This window comes from Actinokineospora sp. UV203 (assembly GCF_056323665.1).
This window is the reverse complement of sequence record NZ_CM150484.1, coordinates 4,576,965-4,594,982: the sequence shown is the minus strand read 5'-3', so window position 1 is coordinate 4,594,982 and position 18,018 is coordinate 4,576,965. Positions and strand designations below refer to the sequence as shown.

The window sequence follows — 18,018 nt, the reverse complement described above, 5'->3', positions numbered from 1 at the left end:
CCCTCCGGAACGACCGGCCGCCTCACCCAGCCGACCGTCAAAGCCTTACTTGCCCGCGCGGTAAGCGGCCCAGGCGTCCGACATGCGGGTCGACTGTCCGGGGGTGAACTGGTTGTAGCAGTCGTCGTAGGAGTAGTCCATGTAGTTGTGGATCGGGTCCAGGCCCGGCAGCGTGCAGGAGTCACGGCCGGTCGGGCAGCCCGAGGTGGAGCTGGACTGCGCCGGAGTGTCGGCGACCGAGTCGTTGGTGGTGGTGCAGCCACCCTGGAAGGTGTGCCACAGACCCATCCAGTGACCGGCCTCGTGGGTCAGGGTCTTGCCCTTGTCGAAGTTCGTCGCGCTGCCACCGGGAACGCTGGCGTAGTCGATCACGACGCCGTCGAGGGTCGGGTTGTTGGCGTAGTTGGACGGGAAGTAGGCCCAGCCGAGGCCGCCGATGTCGGCCGACCAGACGTTGAGGGTGCTGGCGCCGCCGACGCGGGTGGCGGCCTTCATCTGCTTCTCGACGTTGGAGCGGTCCAGCTTCGAGAACCAGGTGGCGTTCGACCAGCGCTTGGTCTCCTGCAGGGTGAAGGTGAATCCGGTGTTCGCGGCGACACCCGGGGCCTCGGCACCGGCGAAGCCGTCGTTGAGGACCTTGATCTGCTGGGCGACCGTGGCGTCGGACATCGAGCCGACGCCGCCGTTGCCGGTGATGATGTGGAACACGACCGGGATGGTCGCGCCCGCGGCGTAGGCGCCGCTCGACTTCAGCGAGGCGACCTTGAAGCGGAGCTCACGGTTGATCCGCAGCGCCTCGTCCTGCGAGATCTCGTTGCGCTCGACGCCGGGGGCGGTGCCCGGCTTGACGCGGTCGGAGGAGAGGTTGCCGACGCACAGCTCGGGGCGCAGTGCCGCGGTGGCCGTGCCGGTGTCGGCGACGGCACCGCCGGCGAGGGTCAGGCCACCGAGTGCAAGCGCCGCCGCGAGCATCACGGTGCGCGCCCGCGTTGAACGATCCTGAGACATATGTCCTCCATGCAGGGGAGTGGGACGTCAGGATCCTCACCGGGGGCGCATGCGCCCTGGGGTATTTGTGACCTGGGTCACTTATTAACGTATTCCCATATATTGGTTCATTTTCCGGAGTACCCGCAGGTAGAAGCCGATATTGGGACAAGAGTTCCGGTCGGCGGGGTGCCATCCAGCCAACTTTCCAGGGCGTCGAACGCGGTCCGGAAGCACGGGCCGAGCGGCCGGAGCTTGTCGGGATACACGTCGTAGAGACCGTCCACATGGGTCCCGCCGTCGATCCGGTAGTAGCGGTGCAGCGCGCCTCGGTCCTGTGTGGTCACCAGGTCGGCGTAGACGTCCGAGCTCCGCGAAATCGGCAGCAGGGCGTCGAGTGTGCCGTGCAGCGTGATCAGTGGCTTGTGGATCCGGCCGGTCAGCGAGATCCGCTCCACCGCCCGGTGCACCGATTTCGGTCGCACGGTGTAGTCGTAGTCCGCGTCGCAGTTCGGCGTTCCGCTGACACAGAAGGGGATTCCGGCTTGGAGGTCGCCGTCGAACGCGGGGTCGAACTCCTCGCGGTAGATGCGCTGGGTGAGGTCCCAGTAGACCTGGTGGTGGAACGGCCACAGGAATTCCGAGCCCGGCGCGAAGCCCGCGTCGAGAATCGCTTGGTGCGCGGCGGGATCACCCGCCGCGTAGGCCGGGTAGTGGCGGATCGCGGCGGGGAGGGACGTGAACATGTTCGGCCCCTTCTCGGTCCACAGCGTGCCTTCCCAGTCGACACCGCCGTCGTAGAGGCCGGGCCGGTTCTCCAGCTGCCAGCGCACCAGATACCCGCCGTTGGACAGCCCGGCCATGAGGGTGCGCGCGGGGGGACGACCATAGTGTTGTGCCACAACGGTTTTCGCCGCGACTGTCAGCTGGGTGACCCGGGTGTTCCACTCGGCCACCGCGTCACCTGGGCGCCTGCCGTCGCGATGGAAGCCGGTGCCGGTGTTGCCCTTGTCGGTCGCGGCGAACGCGTACCCGGCCGCGAGGACGTGGTCGGCGATCGCCCGGTCGTTGGCGTACTGCCTGCGCACCCCGGGGGCGCCGGAGACGACGAGCCCACCGTTCCACCGGTCGGGCATCCGCAGGACGAACTGGGCGTCGGAGTTCCAGCCGTGGTGGGCGTTGGTGGTGGAGGTGTCGGCGAAGTGGCCGTCGAGCTGGACGCCGGGCACGGCCGCGGGCTTGGGCAGACCCGCCGACGTGAGCCCGGCCCAGTCGGCGGCGACGGTGTGGCCGGTGACCGCGGTCCCGGTGGTGGTGAGGTCGTCGAGGCAGGCGGCCAGCTGCCGCTGCGCGCCGGGCACGTGCAGCCGGTCGGCCGCGCAGTGTCCACTGTGTTCAGTCGCGGCGGCGGGCCCGGCGGTGAGAGCCAGGCAGACCGCGGTCAAGGCGATGCGGGCGAACATCGGGAGGCCTCCACGTCGTCGGGGTGAAGGCCAAGGTAGGGAGCGGGCGCGGGCGCCGATATCCGTGTGATCCACACAATCCGGCGGGCGCTTGTAGTGGTGATCACCGTGAGCGTCCAGTCAGCCTAAAGTGTGGTCCCGGACACAGAATGACCTTGGGCGATGGAGCCAACAGGTGAATCCGGTGGCGGGGCGACGATAGCTGGGCTACACCTGGATTCGTGCATGAGGTGCTCGCCGAACTGGGAGTCCGTGCCGACCTGCTCGCGCCGCAACAGCTCAGCGAACTCGACGAACTCGGCTACTGCCGGTTCGACCGATTCCTGTCCCCGGTCCAGGTCGCCGCGGCGCTCGCCGACGTCGAGATCCGGCTTCGCGAAAGCGGCAGGCAGGGCGGGACCCTGCACCTGAGCGGACTGCTCGAATCGGGCATGGTGTTCGACGCGTTCTGGCTGCGCCCGCACCTGCTCGCGGCGGTCCGGCACCTGCTGGGGCCGGAGTTCCGGATCAGCGAGATGCACTACCGGGCGAGCACCCCCGACCACGGCGGCCAGGCGCTGCACATCGACACCATCGACCGCGCGGGGCCCGGCCGGTGGCAGGTCTGCAACGCGGTGGTCGCGCTGACGGACTTCACAGCGGACAACGGCGCGACCCGCGTGGTCCCCGGCTCGCACCTCGACTACGGCTTCGTGGCCCCGCGCGGGCACGAGGACCACCCCGACCAGGTCGTGTTGGTGGGCGCGGCGGGGACGTGCTGGCTGTTCAACTCGCACCTGTGGCACTCGGGGACGAAGAACCAGACCGGCCAGGTCCGCCACGCGGTGCTGACCAGGTTCCAGCGACGCGGTGTCGCGGCCCTGCTGGACACGTCGCCGTCGGACGGCACGATCGAACGACTGGGCAGCGCTGCGTACCTGCTGATGTGAACCCCGCGCAACGAATGCGCGGACAGGAACAATCGACCAGAGAGCTGGGTAGGCCTCAACCTCCCCAAGCAATGCGACGGACTCACGCTCGCTGAGAGCCGCGGCGCTGGATCGAGACGTTCGGCAGTTCGGCCAGACCGGCGAGATAGCCGCATTTCGCTCGCCGCACACGTTCGCCTCCGACCGACCGGGTCAGGCTCATCTGATCGATCACCGCATGCGGCGGCAAGCCCCAGGGCGAACTCAAGGATCTCACTCGCCTCGGCCCCCATTGAGTGAACACCAGCTGGGGACCGCCCCCGAGCGGTCCCCAGCTGATCACCCCCGGCTATTCAGTTCGCATGGAGCTCAACCTGGTGGCGCCGCGCAGGAACGGCAGCGTCACCAGCGAGACGAGCACGCCCAGCACGACCGCGGCCAGCGACATCGTCGCCACCCCCGCCCAGTCGACGACCAGGGTCGAAGACCCCGCGAGACGCATCACGAGTGCGGCGAGGACGACCCCGATCGCCACCGCCAACACCATCCCGAGGCCGATCGGCACGGCGATCTGCCAGAGCAGCGAGCGGGCCAGCGCCCCGGTCGGGACACCACTCGCGGCGAGGATCGCCAGCGGACGGCGGCGTTCCCGGATGTGTTCCAGCGCCAGCACCAGCAGGCTGATTCCGGCCAGCAGCAAGGTGAACACCGATCCGATGAGCAGCCCCCGCCGGGCCGCCACGAACATCTGCTGGTTGGGATCTTCGTAAACGGTGTCCGCGTAGTAGGTCAGGTGCGCGTCCCACCGCGCCAGGGCGACGGCGGTGCGGACTCGCTCCACGGCGTCCGGGGCGGTGCTCTCGACCACGAGCCCCGACGTCGACCCCGACGGCGGCGCGGCGGGGCCGGACTGAGGTGTGGTGATCGCGTACCAGGACATGGATTCCGGCCAGTACTGGAGCGCTCGGCGGACCGGGGGCACCGTCCAGGTGCCGTACACCTCCGAGTCCGAGCCGCCCTCCCAGTGCACGGTGGAAAGGACGCGGCCCGGCGTCAAGCCGTCGTCGCGTTCCTCGACGCCGGGATGGACGAAGAACTGCCCGTCGGCGCAGTCGGTGATCTTGAGCTGCCGTTCGATGGTGGCGCAGTCGACGACTCGCACCGGCACCGTCGCATCGCCGTCGGGGAACCGGACAGTGGCGTCGCGGAACTTGGCTACCGGCAGGGCGGGCTCAGTCCGGCTGAGGTGGTCCGCGACATCGTCTATCGCCTCAGCCGTGCCCGTCACCATCGCGCTGGACGCGAGGGCGCGACTCGAGGACTCCGGTGGGACGTCGAACCGGACCGCGAGCGACGCCAACACCGACTGCAGCGCGATGGCGCCCGCGAGCACCACCGCGACGCCGCCGACGACCCTGGCCGATGTGCCGCTGTCGAGCTGCAGTCTGCGGATCGCCAGCTGCCACGACGAAGGGCCGCCGCGCAGTCCCGCCACGGTGCGCTCGACGACCCACGGCAGCAGCAGCGGCACGCCGATGAGGACGAGCGTGGCGCCGGCCGCGACCACGTAAGACCAGAGTTGGGTAGAGGAGCCGAGGCCGTCGGCGGCCAGGAGCAACGCGACCCCGAGACCGACCGTGGCGACCCGCCACACCATGCGGCGCCGGACCGGTTTGCTGAACCGCACGACGCCCAGGGGCTCGATGATCGTTCGACGCAACGCGAACTGGGCGGTGAACACGGCGAGGAACGGGATGGCCAGCGCGATCAGGACCGCCATCCACCACACCGGGGCCATGTCCGTCGGGTAGACGCTCACGTCCATGATCCGGACGCCTTCGGCCAGCTGCCTGCCCACCAGGAAAAGGCCCGTGCCGAACAGGAGACCGGCCACCGCGCTCACCAGGCTCTCGGCGGCGGCGATCCGCCGAACCTGGACGCCGCCTGCCCCGACCAGTCGCAGCGCGGACAGCCGCCGGTCGCGTTCGGCGCCCGCGATCCTCGTGCTGGAGGCGACAAAGATGAACACTGGGACGAGCAGCGCCACGGAACCCAGGAGCAGCAACAGAAGCAGACCCGGGTCGAGAGGTTGGCCGAGCTGTCGGTCGGTGCCGAATCCGTAGACCCGCTCACCATGGCCCACCGCCTCCGGCCCCACACCGACGTAGGCCCGCGCGTGTCCCGGCTCGACCGCGGCGTCCGGGGCGATCACACCCGCCGTGTGGTACGGAAAACGCTCGCGCAGCTCGGCGTTTGCGGGCTGTGCCAAGAGATCGGCCAACCCCGGGGTGACATACATTTCGCCGTCAGCCGGAAGCTTCGGGATGCCGGGCGGCATGGGCGCGGTGGGCCCAGTCGGCCAGATATAGGCGACACTGATCGACTTTTCGCCGAAAGTGGTCCCGTTGTTGATGTACCAGAGCGGGTCGACACCGTCGATCTTCTCCCCGATCGTCTGGCTCCCCGCCGCCCGATCGGAGCGGGCGTCGATCATCGGGCCGACCGAGGACGCCAGGAGCAGCACAGCGACGGCGATCCCGATGCCGACCGTGCTCAGGACCAGCCTGGCCACCGAGGTCCGGCCGCCCCCGACGGCCAGCCGGACCCCGATGACCAGGTCGTTGAACCAGGCCCTCACTGCACCATCTCCACCTGGCGGGCGCGGCCGTCGCGGACGATGACCTCGCGGTCGGAGTACGCGGCGACGCGCGGCTCGTGGGTGACGAGGACGATCGCGGCCCCGGTCTCCTTCGCCGTGTCGATGAGCAGGCGCATGACCTGTTCGCCGTTGAGCGAGTCCAGGGCGCCGGTCGGCTCGTCGGCGAAGATCACCTTCGGGCCGGTGACGAGTGCCCTGGCGACCGCGACCCGCTGGCCCTGGCCGCCGGAGACCTCACCGGGACGCTTGTCCGCCGTGCCGTCGACTTCCAGGCGCCCCAACCACTCCCGGGCGGACTCCTCGGCCTTCGCGCGGGCGAGGCCGCCGAGGCGCAGCGGGAGGGCGACGTTCTCCAGGCAGGTCAACTCGGGGACGAGCTGGCCGAACTGGAACACGAAGCCGAACTCGGTGCGGCGCAACGCACTACGGTCCTTGTCGGACATCGCCGACAGCGTCTGTCCATTGTAGACAACCGTGCCGGACTCGGGCGCGACGATCCCCGCCATGCAGTGCAGCAGGGTCGACTTGCCCGAGCCGGACGGCCCCATGACCGCGACGATCTCCCCCGCGCCGACGGTCATCGACGCGCCGTCGAGCGCCGCGGTCTGGCTGTAGGTCTTGCGGAGATCGGTGCCGACCAGGAGCGGCTCGGTCACGAGGCCACCTGCTTGCCGAGGTCGGCGAGCCTGGCCGTGGTCAGCTCCAGCCAGCGCAGGTCCGCCTCGAGGTGGAACAGCGCGTGGTCGCAGATGAGCTGGTCGGCCAGATCGCCGCGCTGCTTGCGCACGGTCAGCTCGCGCATCGCCCGCAGGTGCGCGACGCGCTGGGCGTCGAGCACGTCGGCGGCGTTGCGGCCGGACATGAGAGCCAGGATGACCTTCGTGTAGAGCGCGCTCTGCAGGTAGATCTCCGGCTTCTCCGGCGTCACGAGCCACTCCGCGACATCGGTAACGCCCGCGTCCGTGATCGCGTACCGCTTGCGTTCCGGACCGCCCCCAGGTTCGACACCGCTCTCCTCCACCAGTCCGTTGCGCAGCAGCCGCGAGAGCGTCGAGTAGACCTGCCCGTATGCCAGCGGGCGGTCGGCCCCGAAGTGCTCGTCGTAGGTGCGCTTCAGGTCATATCCGTGCCTGGGTCCCGTTTCCAGGAGCCCGAGCAAGGCGTGTCCGATTGACATGACCCGAACTGTACCGCATGTGTATACACACTGCGAATAGAGGACTGACCTGCGAAGATCAGCAGGCGACGAGGCAGAACGGGTGCCCGGCGGGGTCGGCGTAGACGCGGAACGTCTTCTGCTCGTCGAGCAGCTTGGCACCGATCTCGACGGCCCGCTCATGCGCGGCGGGCAGATCCTTGACCTTGAGATCGAGGTGGAACTGCTGCGGACGCTCGCCTTCCGGCCAGGTCGACGCCTCGTGGTTCGCCACCGCCTGGAACTCGATCAGCGTGCCGCCGTTGCCGATCGTCGACCAGGAGTTGTCCTCGGCGGCGTCGGGCTCGGGCCAGTCGAGCAGGCGGGCGTAGAACTTCGAAAGCTCCAGCGGGTCGGGACAGTCAAGGACGACCGAGCCGAGTGCGGGTATCGACATGATTTCCTCCCAGATGCGTAACCAGTGATATGAGCATGCCGGTTAGGCGCGGACCCGTCAACCGGTAAAGGGCCTACAGTGGTTTTGTGAGTTCTACCCACGACGTGGAGTTGGTCCTCGACTTCCTGAACACCCTTGACGTCGACGAGAACGCCGACCTGCTCGACGACGACCTGAGATGGCACGCCTGGCTGGCCGCACGCGGTCTGACAGCAGGCGACCCCGCGCATGTCCGCGCCGTCCGCGACGGGTTGCGGGGGCTGGTCGGCGGTGCGCCCGCCGATCCCCCGCCTGGTGCCGAGGTGCGGATCACGGTGGTCGCGGGCGTGCCTCAGGTGTCGGCGCCGGACGTCGCCGGTGCGGTTTTGGCGGCGGCGAGTCGACTGGCGGTGCTCGGGGAGTGGGAGCGGGTGAAGATCTGCCCCGCCGACGAGTGCCAGTGGGCGTTCTTCGACCGGTCGCGCAACCGGTCTCGGACCTGGTGCTCCATGCAGGTGTGCGGCAACCGGGAGAAGGCCCGGGCCTGGCGGGAACGCTCGAAGCTCGGCTGAACCACCCGCGAGTCGCCCCGTCCGGCAAGTGAGTCGCCCCGTCCGGCAAGTGAGTCGCCCCGTCCGGCAAGTGAGTCGCCCTGTCCGGCAAGTGAGTGCGTCTTTCGAGCAACTGATTTCGACGTTCGGGATGCGTCGTCAACGAGCCAGTCCGGGGCCCGCCACTTGAGGCATCGAGGCCCGCGGGTTCCACGATCAACTGGCGTGCGCGAATGTTGAACTCGTTTGCCGGAGAGGGCGACTCGTTTGCCGGGAGGGGCGACTCGTTTGCCGGAGAGGGCGACTCGTTTGCCGGAGAGGGCGACTCGTTTGCCGGGAGGGGCGACTCGCGGGAGGGGTTGGCCATGCCTGGCGCGGGCAAGTGCGGGTCGGGATCAGGTGATCAGCTGGGCGATGGTGTAGATCGCCAGGCCTGCCAGGGCACCGACGACTGTGCCGTTGATCCGGATGAACTGCAGGTCTCGGCCCACCTGGAGCTCCACCTTGCGGGCGGTCTCGTCGGCGTCCCAGCGTTGGACCGTGTCGGTGATCAGGGTGGTGATCTCGTCGCGGTAGTTGAGGACGATGTGGGCGGCGGCGCCCTCGACCCAGCCGTCGGCCTTGGTGCGCAGGGACTCGTCGTTCATCAGGCGGGTGCCGAGGGTCATCAGGCCCGCGCGGACGCGGGTGCGCAGTTCGCTCGACGGGTCCTCGGCGGCGTCGAGGAGCATCTTCTTGGCGGTGGTCCACGCCGAGCCGATGAGGGTCTGCACGTCCGGGTGTTCGAGGACCTGGTGCTTGACCTGCTCGGCGCGCTCCATCACGCGCGGGTCGGTCTGCATGTCGCCCGCGAACTCGGTGAGGAACTTGTCCAGGGCCAGCCGCATGGGGTGGTTGACGTCGGTTTTGACGTTCCACGCGAAGGACAGGACCTCGCCGTAGACCTTGTCGGCCACCAGGGAGTCGACGAACTTCGGCGACCACGTCGGCGCGCGGCCCGAGACGACGCCCAGGACTTGGGCGTGGTTGACCTTGACCCAGTCGTAGGCCTGGTCGCACATGAGGTCCACGAGCTTGTGGTGGGCGCCGTCGCCGATGACCCGTTCCAGCAGCTTGCCCATCGGCGGCCCCCACGGCGTGCCGATGATCCGGGTGACGACCGCCTGCTCCATGACGGCCTGCACGTCCTCGTCCCGCAGGACCGTGACGGCGCCGCGGACGACCGTGGCCAGCTCCGACGTGACCCGTTCGGCGTTGTCGCGCTGCGCGAGCCAGGCACCGAGGCGATTCGCCACCCCGACGCGGCGCAAGCGTTCGCGGATCACCTGTTCGGAGAGGAAGTTCGTGCCGACGAAGTCGCCGAGGCTGTCGCCGAGGACGTCCTTCTTGTTCGGGATGATCGCCGTGTGCGGGATCGGCAGGCCCATCGGCCTGCGGAACAGCGCGGTGACGGCGAACCAGTCGGCGAGGGCGCCGACCATGCCCGCCTCGGCGGCCGCCTTCGCGTAGCCGACCCACGGGGGCGCGTCCGGCCAGAGGGTCAGGCCGATGAAGATCACCGTCGCCCCCAGCAGGAAACCCAGGGCGACGCCCTTCATCTGCCGCAGGGCGCGCCGCTTCTCAAATTCGCCGGGTACTTGCTCCACGACGTCATTGTCCGTGAGGATTCCTATCCGTGCCTCGAACCACGCTTGTACCCAGACTGCGCCCGTTCACGTCGACGATCTTCGCGGAGATGACCTCGCTCGCGGTGAGCAATGGCGCGGTCAACCTCGGCCAGGGCTTCCCGGACACCGACGGTCCGCCCGCCATGCTGGCCGAAGCCCAGAAAGCCATCGCCGACGGGTTCAACCAGTACCCGCCGGGGCCCGGCCGACCGGAGCTGCGCGCGGCCATCGCGGCCCAGCGGTCGCGGTACGGGACGGCCTTCGACCCGGATTCGGAGATCCTCGTCACCGTGGGCGCCACGGAGGCCATCGCGGCGTCGCTGCTGGCCCTGGTCGAGACCGGCGACGAGGTGATCCTCTTCGAGCCGTACTACGACTCCTACGCCGCCTCGGTCGCCATGTCGGGCGCCACCCGGCGGGTCGTGTCCCTGGTGGAGGAGCCGTCGGGCCGCTTCGGTCTCGACGTCGACGCGCTGCGGGCCGCGGTCACGCCCGCGACCAAGGCGATCCTGGTGAACACCCCGCACAACCCGACCGGGACGGTCTTCACCCAGGCGGAACTGGAAGCGGTCGCCGCGGTCTGCGTCGAGCACGACCTGCTGGCGATCACCGACGAGGTCTACGAGGACCTGCTGTTCGACGGGCTGGCGCACGTGCCGCTGGGTTCGCTGCCGGGGATGGCGTCGCGGACGCTGACGATCTCCAGCGCGGGCAAGAGCTTCAACTGCACCGGGTGGAAGATCGGCTGGGTCTGCGGGCCCGCCGAGCTGGTCGCGGCGGTGCGCGCGGCCAAGCAGTTCCTGACCTTCGTCGGCGGCGCGCCGTTCCAGCCCGCCATCGCGCACGCGCTGAACCACGAGGGCGCCTGGGTTCGGGAGCTGCGGGACTCGTTGGAGAACAAGCGCGACCGGCTCTCCGCCGGGCTCGCCGAGGCGGGGTTCGGGGTGCGGCAGACGGCGGGCACGTACTTCGTCTGCGCCGACGTGCGCCCGCTGGGCTTCAGCGACGGCCTGGAGCTGTGCCGGGAACTGCCCGCGCGCATCGGGGTGGCGGCGGTGCCGGTGCAGGTGTTCACCGACAACCCGGATCGCTGGCGGCACCTGGTCCGCTTCGCCTTCTGCAAGAAGGACGACATCCTGGACGAGGCGATCAGCAGGCTGCACAAGCTCGGCTGACTCCGGTTTCCCGCTGGTTCCCGGTGTCCCTCTTTGGTGGGTCACCCGGATCCGGCTCCCGGTGATCGTCGTCCGACCGGCGATGACGATCACCGGGAGGACCAAGTGGACACAGCCGAGCTCGTCCGGCGGGCGGGCACGGGTGACCAGACGGCGTGGCGCGACCTGGTCGACCGGCACGCGGGCCTGGTCTGGCGGATCGCCCGCGCCCACCGACTCGGCGACGCGGACGCGGCCGACGTCAGCCAGAGCACCTGGATCGCCCTCGCCGAGCACCTGCCCGGCCTCCGGTCGCCGGAGCGGCTGTCGGCGTGGCTGGCGACCACGGCCCGGCGCGAGTGTCTGCGGATGATCGCCGACCGCGGCCGTGAGGTACGGGCGTCGGAGTGGTCCGACGTCGTCGACTACGCGGGCGAGCACCGCTGGCCGGAAACAGCCACCCTGCGCGGCGAACGCGACGACACCCTGTGGCGCGCGTTCGCGGCGCTGCCGGACCGCTGCCGGTCGCTGCTGGGCCTGCTCGCCTTCGCACCGGACCTGAGCTACGCCCAGCTGGGGCGCGCGGTCGGGATCGCGGTGGGCAGCATCGGGCAGACCAGGGGCAGATGCCTCGACGTCTTGCGGCGCAGGCTCATCTCACTCGGCCTGCCGGGCGAGGTGGCGTGATGACGGACGCGGAGCTGCTCGCCGAGCTTGCGGGGATGCTGGACCGGGTCGATCCCGTGCCCGCCACCGTCCGAACCGCGGCGATGTTGGCGGGGACGTTCGTCGGCGCGCGCTGGGACTGGCTGGAGCTCTCGCCGCAGGCAGGCGTCGCGGTTCGGGGCGACGCGCGGATGTGGCGGTGTGGGGCGGGTGTCATCGAGATCGCCGACCGGGTCCGCGGGCTGCTGACCATCCCGGTCACCCGCGCGGAGCTGCACAGCGCCGCCGGCGTGGTGACCGTCGCGGTGGACTCGGTGGGGGCGTTCTCCGCTCAGCGGCCCGCAGGCCAGATGCGGCTCGTCCTGCACCGGACCGACGAGGTTCCGCTGGTCACGGGGTGGTTCAGGTGACCTGGGAGGACCATCACCGGGCCGCGCTCGCCCACCAGGAACGCGGCGAGCCGCTGCGTGCCCGGCCGCACGCGCGGCTGGCCCGCGAGCACGCGGCGACCGCGGCGCAGGCGGCGGAGTCCGCGCTGGTCATGGCCTGGATCGCGCATCAGGTGGGTGACCATGACGCGGCCGTCGCGCTGATCGCCGACGCTCGGCCCGCGTTGTCCGGGCAGCTTCTCGCGCGTGCGGACTGTCTGCACGGGCTGACGCTCTCCATGATGGCCGAGCACGAATCGGCGCTCACTGTCCTGGCGCGTGCGGCGGGTCGGCTGCACGACGGCCACTGGCGGGCCAACGCCCTGGTCGGCATCGGCATCTCGGCGGGCTACCTGCGGCGGTCCGCCGTGGCGGAAGACGCCTTCGACCGCGCGCACGACCTCTATCTCGCGCACGGCCGACCGGAGCGGGCCCGAACCTGCTTGCACAACAAGGGATTCGTCGCCGCCCAGGCAGGCGACTTCAGCCGCGCCCTGCGCCGCTACGACGCCGCGGGCATCGACGAGGCAAAGCGGCCGGAAGTACTGGTGGACAGGGCGAACGCGCTTCTTGGCGTCGGTCTGGTCAACAGTGCCGGTCGGGCACTCGCCCGGGCGGCGGTGGCGCTCGGCGCCAGCGGGCGCGGCCCCGCGTTCGCCGAGGCCACCCTCGCCCACGCGCGCCGTGCGCTGCTGGCGGGTGATCCCGACACCGCGGCGAAGGCGGCGGGGACCGCGGCTGAACTCTTCGATGAGCAAAGGAATCCCGGGTGGTCAGCACACGCCCGCGCCGTGCGATTGCGTGCCCTGGGACGGACTTCGGCCGACGTCGCCGACCGGTGCGAGCAGGCGGGCTGGGTGGCCGAGGCCGCTGAGCTGCGCCTGCTCGCCGGGCGGCTGGATCTCGTCGAGCCACACCGGTTCGCCGCCGAACCCGGTCTGCGCTCGCTTGGCTGGCTGGCCCGGGCCCGCGCGGCCGACAGTCCGCGGGCCACTTTCGCCGCCTGCCGCGCCGGCGGTCTCGGCGACTCACGACTCGCCGCGGTCGGGGTCGACGCCGCCGTCGCGGGTGGTCGACCTCGAACGATCTTCACCTGGGTCGAGCGGTCTCGTGGCGTGGATGCCCCTGGGTTTAGAGAGATCAGCGCGACACTGGGGGACCGTGTGCTGCTCGACTTTTTTGTCCATAAAGGACGGATGCGGTTGGTTTCGGTTTTCCGCGGCCGGTTCCGCTCACACGTCGTCGGCTCCGCGGACGCGGTCGCCGAAGCCGCCGAGAGCCTGCGCATATCGTCCACACTGGACGCCAGGACCGGGAGTACGGCGGCTTCCCAGCGCGCGGCACGGGTGCTCGACGGGATGCTGTTCGCGAGTCCGGTGGTCCGGGAACTGGTTGTGCTTCCGTCGGCGGAGTTGTCGTCGGTTCCATGGGCGGCGCTGCCGAGCCTGACGGGCAGGCCGGTGTCGGTGGCACCCTCGGCCGCCGCCTGGCTGCGCGCGGAACTCGCCCCCGAGCGGACCGGTCCGACCGCGTGGATCGCCTGCCCCGGCTTGACCCACGCGGCGGGTGAAGTGGCCGCCCTGCACGCCCGACACGGCGGCACCCTGGTGACCGGCGAGGAGTCGACCGTCGCGAACGTGCTCGCGGCGATGACCGGCGCCGACCTGGTCCACATCGCCGCCCACGGCCGCCACCACGCGGCGGCGCCGCAGCACTCCGCGCTGGCCCTGGCCGACGGCGCGCTGCACGCCCACGACATCGAACGGCTTCCCGAGCCGCCACGACGGCTCGTGCTGTCGTCCTGCGAATCGGGCAAGGCGGACATGCTGGGCCTGATCGCCGTCCTGCTCGGCCTGGGTGTCAGCACGGTGATCGCCAGCACGCTGCCGGTCCCGGACGACCTGGCGGTCCCCCTCATGACCGCCCTGCACGAGCGACTCGCGGCGGGCGCGGGCCCGGCGAAGGCACTCGCGGACGCCCAACGGGCGCACGGACACCTGGGGTTCGCCTGCTACGGCAGGCCGAGATGACAGCGGCGGTGGACACGCCTGCTCAACTCACCCGCCTGACATCACCGGCGACACCCGTTCCCGTGCGGCGGTGTGGGTCAGGCCCTCGCCGATGGCCTTGGCGATCTCGGCGGCCACCCTGGGCGCGGCGAAGGAGGTGCCGCTCCAGCGGGCGGCGCCGTAGGTCCGGCCGGTTTCCGACTGGCGAACATGGGCGCTGACGACGTCCACCCCCGGCGCGGCGGTGTCGACCCATGGGCCGTGGCCGGAGAACGGGGCCCGCCCGCCGTCCGGTTTGGTGGCGCCCACCGCGACGACCGACGGGAGGGCGGCGGGCCAGAACGGCCGGGACGTCCCGTGGTTGCCCGCGGCGGCGACCACCACGGTGTCGGTGAAGCGGGAGAACTCGTGGGTCAGCGCGGGCGGGCAGCGGTCGTCCGCGGTGTGGCAGCCCGCGGTCAGGACGATGACGTCGATGTGTTCCCCGCGGGCCGCCGCGTGGTGGCGAGTGCGGCGCAGGGCCATGGCCACCGTGCGGTCGTCGGTGAGGCCGTGCGAACTCAGCACCCGGTGGTGGCGCAGGACCGCCCCAGGGGCATGGCGCAGGGCCACACCGGTGACGAAGGTGCCGTGCCCCGCCTGGGCGTCGGTGACGCCGTCGCCCTCGAAGTCGAGGGTTTCCGGGGCGGGACCCCATTGGCCGAACCAGGGGCGGCTGGTGAACCACGGGTGGGGGTCTACGCCCGTGTCCAGGATCAGCACCGTGACCGGCTTGGGCCACTCCTCGGCCGGCGGCTCCGGGGGCAGCTCGACCGGCTCGGGCTTGGCGCCGGTGCCGTGCATGATCGGGGCGCCGACCATGACCGTGTGGACGTGGTTGGCCGACACCTTGAGGCGGTCGGCGTAGTCCGTGGCGATCCGGACGGCGTCCGCCGTCGGGCGCAGCCGCAGGGTCGCGTGGTCGGCCGAGTCCACCCGGTCGATCCAGCGGCCGAGTGCGTCGACGGCCGCGTCGAGGCCGCCGAGCGGGACGAGGAGCTGGCCGCGGTGGACCAGGCATTCGGCGGGGCCGCCCGGGTCGTGGTGCTGGAAGGCGGGGTGGCGCTCGGCGATCTCATGTGTGTGCACATGGGACACGCTCCCGTCGCAAGGGGACAACCGCTCGCGGGAAGGCCTTGCGTCACCCGGAGTGGTGATTTCCACACTCTGTGACGATGGGCGGCCCGGAGTGCGGCCGTTCACCGTCTTTCCGGGTGGAACTAGCCCGGTTAGGGTGCAGAAATGCGGTCAAGTCGTGGATAGTGACTTGGTTGCGCCGGGTGGTCGGGACCAAGTCGCGGATGGTGGTGACGAACGTGGATCGCACAGTGCGCGTGCTGTTGCTCCGCGTCGCCGCCGTCGCCGGGCTGCTGATGGCGCTCTGGGTCGCGATGGTGCTCCTCGCGTCGAACGCCTCCGCCCAGGACAAGCCGCTGCCGCCGAACCCAACCCGGCCCAACTCCGGGCTGATCGGTCTCGTCGGTAACTCCCTCGGCGCCCTCGACGCAGCACGCCCGCTGGTGAGCGGGCACGGCACGGCGTCGAAGGGTCCCCTGGTCGACGACCCCGTCGACCAGCCAGTCCTGGAACCCCAGGCCGGCGTCAGCCAGTCGAGTGAGACGTTCTCGGCACCCGCCGCGGTGTCGGTCAAGCCGCCCGCGCCGCCGCACAAGCCCGTGGTGAGCGCGCCCGCGCCGGAGCTGGTCAAGGCCGCTCCGGTGCGGCCCGCGCCCAAGGTCGAGCCGCCCGTCGAGGCGCCGCGACCAGTCGTGGTCGCGAAGGCCTCCGCCCCCAAGCGCACTTTCGAATTCGAATTGGTGTCCGGCTCGTCGGATGAAGAAGCCGACAAGCGCACCACCCCGGAACCGCCCGCCGCGCCCGCCGCGCCCGCGGCACCGGCCGCTCCGGGGCCCACCGCCTCCGCCGCCTCCGATGGCGGCGGTCACGCCCGCGGCCTGACCGGCATGCTCGCCGGTCGCGCCTCGCTCACCCCGCCCGCGTCGGCGGGAGTGGCGGGAACGCGCGTCACGGACGCGGCCGGCCGATGCGCGGGGCTTCCCGCGTCGTCCCCCGACTGACGAAGCACTTTTCTCGGGGACAGGTATGCCCATAGGGCGCCCGTGTCCGCTCTCGAACCATCTCCACTGCCCGATCTGCCGACCGCGCCCGTGCAGATCGGGACCCTGGCCCCGGCGCCGCGATGCCCCCGCGGCGCCGGGGCACCCACTGGCCGTCCACCTTGATCGGCACAACGAGGGGCTGTGCCGAATGACCTTCATGGTGGATGGCCAGGTCGAAGTGCGCTGGATGGCGACAGACCCGGAAGGGTCAACGCGTTACGCCATCCAGCGCACTGCGCTTTCTAGCGGGTAAAGAGGGAGGAAAGCTAGTCAAGCGACCGGAATGTGCCCATACGGACTTATCGGTGCGGGCGATCCGGTGACGTTCTCGGCGACCAGCGACAGTCTGCGCACGGCTTCGGCCAGTTGCGCGGGGGGCAGTGTGTAGGGCAGCCGGAGCCAGCGTTCGAGGCCGCCGTGGGCGGCGAACCGCGATCCGGGCGCCACCCGGACCCCGAAGTTCTGCGCGGTCACCGCGAGCCGGGTGCCGATCGGCTCCGGCAGTCGGCACCACAGGCTCAACCCGCCGCCCGGCACCTCGAAAGTCCACTGTGGACAATACGTTCGGACGGCCGCGATCAACGCGTCGCGGCGGGCCGCGATCTCCGTCCGGCGCTCCCGCGGAACCGGGTCCGGATCGGCGTAGAGTTCAGCCAGGACAAGCTGTTCGAGCACCGGCGAGCCGAGATCGTAGGCGTGCCGGGCGGCGGCGATCCGGCGGATCACCTGCTCCGGCGCGCGCACCCAGCCCAGCCGCAGCCCGCCCCAGTGCGACTTGCTCGCCGACCCCACGGCCAGCACCATGCCGCCGCCGAACGCGGGCAGCGGCGCGGGCCCGTCGAGCGGGTCGCCGTCGAGGTCGAGTTCGACCAGGGTCTCGTCCACGACGACGGGCGTCCGCGCGCGGCGCAGCGCCGAGACGAGCCGGGTGCGGCCCTCGGCGTCGAGCCTGCGGCCGGTCGGGTTGTGGAAGTCGACGATGAAGTGGGCCAGCCGCGGCGACGCCTGGCGCAGCGCGGCCTCGATGCCCTCGTGGTCCCAGCCGTCCTCGACCAGCGGGACGGCGACGGGGATGGCGTGCGCGGCCTTGATCGCGTCGATGGCGTTGGGATAGGTGGGGAGTTCGACCAGGACCCGGTCGCCGGGGTCGGTCATCGTGCGCAGCACGAGGGCGAGCGCGTGGTGGGCGCCGTTGGTGATCAGCACCTCGGCCGGGGCGGTCGGCAGGCCGCGCACGGTGTAGCGCTCGGCGATGCGCTGACGCAGGATGTCGACGCCGTAGTCGTGGTAGCCGTGGCCCGCCAGTTCGGCGGCGAACCGGGAGCGCACGGCGTCGATGGCCTTGGCGATACCCGGCACCGCCTCGGGCGCCGCGCGGGCCAGGTCGAGGGGCTGCTCGTCGAGCGACTCCCAGGTCCGGTCCGCGGCTGAGGTGTCGCCGGGTAGCGCGGTCCATGACCCAGACCCGCGCCTGCTGACGATCAGGCCGTCGGCGCGCAGCAGGTCCCACGCGGTGCCGACGAGCGTGCGGCTCACCCCCAGGGCCTCGGCGAGTTCGCGTTCGGCGGGCAGGACAGTGCCCGGCGGAAGTTGCCCGTCGAGCACCAGCAGCTTGATCCCGGCGGCCAACCCGGCCGATCCCTGCCTGCTTCCGTGGGCCCGCCACTCGCCCAGCAATCGGACCAATTGCTGCCGTGATATCCGTGATACCCGCCCACTGAGTGGAACACTCGACGCCATGTGGCCAATTGTCGCAGATTGGCTCTCGATAGGAAGGCCAATCGTGGTCAGGATGG

The 18,018-nt window shown here is 70.7% G+C and carries 17 protein-coding genes; 7 read left to right on the top strand and 10 right to left on the bottom strand.

Annotated features, from left to right (window positions below; translation table 11 throughout):
• Positions 1 to 45 precede the first annotated feature (45 nt).
• Entirely contained in the window at positions 46 to 1,008 is a 963-nt protein-coding gene (locus tag ACUZ2Y_RS21985; protein WP_476321772.1) for a zinc metalloprotease, read from the bottom strand.
• A gap of 107 nt (positions 1,009 to 1,115) precedes the next feature.
• Positions 1,116 to 2,450: a tannase/feruloyl esterase family alpha/beta hydrolase gene (locus ACUZ2Y_RS21980; protein WP_476321770.1), complete on the bottom strand. Its 1,335-nt coding sequence runs from the start codon at positions 2,448 to 2,450 to the stop codon at positions 1,116 to 1,118.
• A 221-nt stretch (positions 2,451 to 2,671) separates the two neighbouring features.
• Between ACUZ2Y_RS21980 and ACUZ2Y_RS21975 the strand changes: the two genes are divergently transcribed.
• Entirely contained in the window at positions 2,672 to 3,379 is a 708-nt protein-coding gene (locus tag ACUZ2Y_RS21975) for a phytanoyl-CoA dioxygenase family protein (RefSeq protein WP_476321768.1), read from the top strand.
• 82 nt (positions 3,380 to 3,461) lie between these two features.
• On the opposite strand, the gene ACUZ2Y_RS21970 is transcribed toward ACUZ2Y_RS21975, so the two are convergent.
• The 5 genes from ACUZ2Y_RS21970 to ACUZ2Y_RS21950 form a co-directional block, all read right to left on the bottom strand.
• On the bottom strand, positions 3,462 to 3,635 hold the full coding sequence (locus ACUZ2Y_RS21970) for a Scr1 family TA system antitoxin-like transcriptional regulator (protein WP_476321766.1): 174 nt from the start codon (positions 3,633 to 3,635) through the stop codon (positions 3,462 to 3,464).
• Positions 3,636 to 3,707: 72 nt separating this feature from the next.
• A complete protein-coding gene (locus tag ACUZ2Y_RS21965; RefSeq protein WP_476321764.1) occupies positions 3,708 to 5,996 on the bottom strand; it encodes an FtsX-like permease family protein in 2,289 nt (762 codons plus the stop codon).
• Complete coding sequence (locus tag ACUZ2Y_RS21960; protein ID WP_476321762.1) at positions 5,993 to 6,673, bottom strand: ABC transporter ATP-binding protein; 681 nt, start codon at positions 6,671 to 6,673, stop codon at positions 5,993 to 5,995. The genes ACUZ2Y_RS21965 and ACUZ2Y_RS21960 overlap by 4 nt, the downstream gene beginning before the upstream one ends.
• A complete protein-coding gene (locus ACUZ2Y_RS21955) occupies positions 6,670 to 7,194 on the bottom strand; it encodes a PadR family transcriptional regulator (protein ID WP_091375911.1) in 525 nt (174 codons plus the stop codon). Before ACUZ2Y_RS21955 ends, ACUZ2Y_RS21960 begins: the two co-directional genes overlap by 4 nt.
• A 58-nt stretch (positions 7,195 to 7,252) precedes the next feature.
• A complete protein-coding gene (locus ACUZ2Y_RS21950) occupies positions 7,253 to 7,612 on the bottom strand; it encodes a VOC family protein (RefSeq protein WP_476331997.1) in 360 nt (119 codons plus the stop codon).
• 83 nt (positions 7,613 to 7,695) lie between these two features.
• On the opposite strand from ACUZ2Y_RS21950, the gene ACUZ2Y_RS21945 reads away from it, so the two are divergent.
• A complete protein-coding gene (locus ACUZ2Y_RS21945) occupies positions 7,696 to 8,160 on the top strand; it encodes a CGNR zinc finger domain-containing protein (RefSeq protein ID WP_476321759.1) in 465 nt (154 codons plus the stop codon).
• 374 nt (positions 8,161 to 8,534) lie between these two features.
• Here ACUZ2Y_RS21945 and ACUZ2Y_RS21940 read toward each other — a convergent pair whose 3' ends face one another.
• Positions 8,535 to 9,737, bottom strand: coding sequence for a DUF445 domain-containing protein (locus ACUZ2Y_RS21940; RefSeq protein ID WP_476331995.1), 1,203 nt, complete (start codon positions 9,735 to 9,737; stop codon positions 8,535 to 8,537).
• Positions 9,738 to 9,814: 77 nt separating this feature from the next.
• On the opposite strand from ACUZ2Y_RS21940, the gene ACUZ2Y_RS21935 reads away from it, so the two are divergent.
• The 4 genes from ACUZ2Y_RS21935 to ACUZ2Y_RS21920 all read left to right on the top strand — a co-directional run bounded on the left by ACUZ2Y_RS21935 (position 9,815) and on the right by ACUZ2Y_RS21920 (position 14,084).
• Entirely contained in the window at positions 9,815 to 10,981 is a 1,167-nt protein-coding gene (locus ACUZ2Y_RS21935; RefSeq protein WP_476321757.1) for a pyridoxal phosphate-dependent aminotransferase, read from the top strand.
• A 105-nt stretch (positions 10,982 to 11,086) separates the two neighbouring features.
• Complete coding sequence (locus ACUZ2Y_RS21930) at positions 11,087 to 11,647, top strand: RNA polymerase sigma factor (RefSeq protein WP_476321755.1); 561 nt, start codon at positions 11,087 to 11,089, stop codon at positions 11,645 to 11,647.
• Positions 11,647 to 12,036 carry a hypothetical protein gene (locus ACUZ2Y_RS21925; RefSeq protein ID WP_476321753.1) on the top strand — a complete coding sequence of 130 codons (390 nt, stop codon included), beginning with the start codon at positions 11,647 to 11,649 and terminating at the stop codon, positions 12,034 to 12,036. The genes ACUZ2Y_RS21930 and ACUZ2Y_RS21925 overlap by 1 nt, the downstream gene beginning before the upstream one ends.
• Positions 12,033 to 14,084: a CHAT domain-containing protein gene (locus ACUZ2Y_RS21920; RefSeq protein ID WP_476321751.1), complete on the top strand. Its 2,052-nt coding sequence runs from the start codon at positions 12,033 to 12,035 to the stop codon at positions 14,082 to 14,084. Before ACUZ2Y_RS21925 ends, ACUZ2Y_RS21920 begins: the two co-directional genes overlap by 4 nt.
• Before the next feature lie 27 nt (positions 14,085 to 14,111).
• Here ACUZ2Y_RS21920 and ACUZ2Y_RS21915 read toward each other — a convergent pair whose 3' ends face one another.
• Complete coding sequence (locus ACUZ2Y_RS21915; RefSeq protein WP_476321749.1) at positions 14,112 to 15,191, bottom strand: S8 family peptidase; 1,080 nt, start codon at positions 15,189 to 15,191, stop codon at positions 14,112 to 14,114.
• Between the two features lie 227 nt (positions 15,192 to 15,418).
• Between ACUZ2Y_RS21915 and ACUZ2Y_RS21910 the strand changes: the two genes are divergently transcribed.
• Positions 15,419 to 16,180 carry a hypothetical protein gene (locus ACUZ2Y_RS21910; RefSeq protein WP_476321745.1) on the top strand — a complete coding sequence of 254 codons (762 nt, stop codon included), beginning with the start codon at positions 15,419 to 15,421 and terminating at the stop codon, positions 16,178 to 16,180.
• Between the two features lie 312 nt (positions 16,181 to 16,492).
• On the opposite strand, the gene yczR is transcribed toward ACUZ2Y_RS21910, so the two are convergent.
• Positions 16,493 to 17,962: a MocR-like transcription factor YczR gene (yczR, locus tag ACUZ2Y_RS21905; protein WP_476321743.1), complete on the bottom strand. Its 1,470-nt coding sequence runs from the start codon at positions 17,960 to 17,962 to the stop codon at positions 16,493 to 16,495.
• Between the last annotated feature and the right edge of the window lie 56 nt (positions 17,963 to 18,018).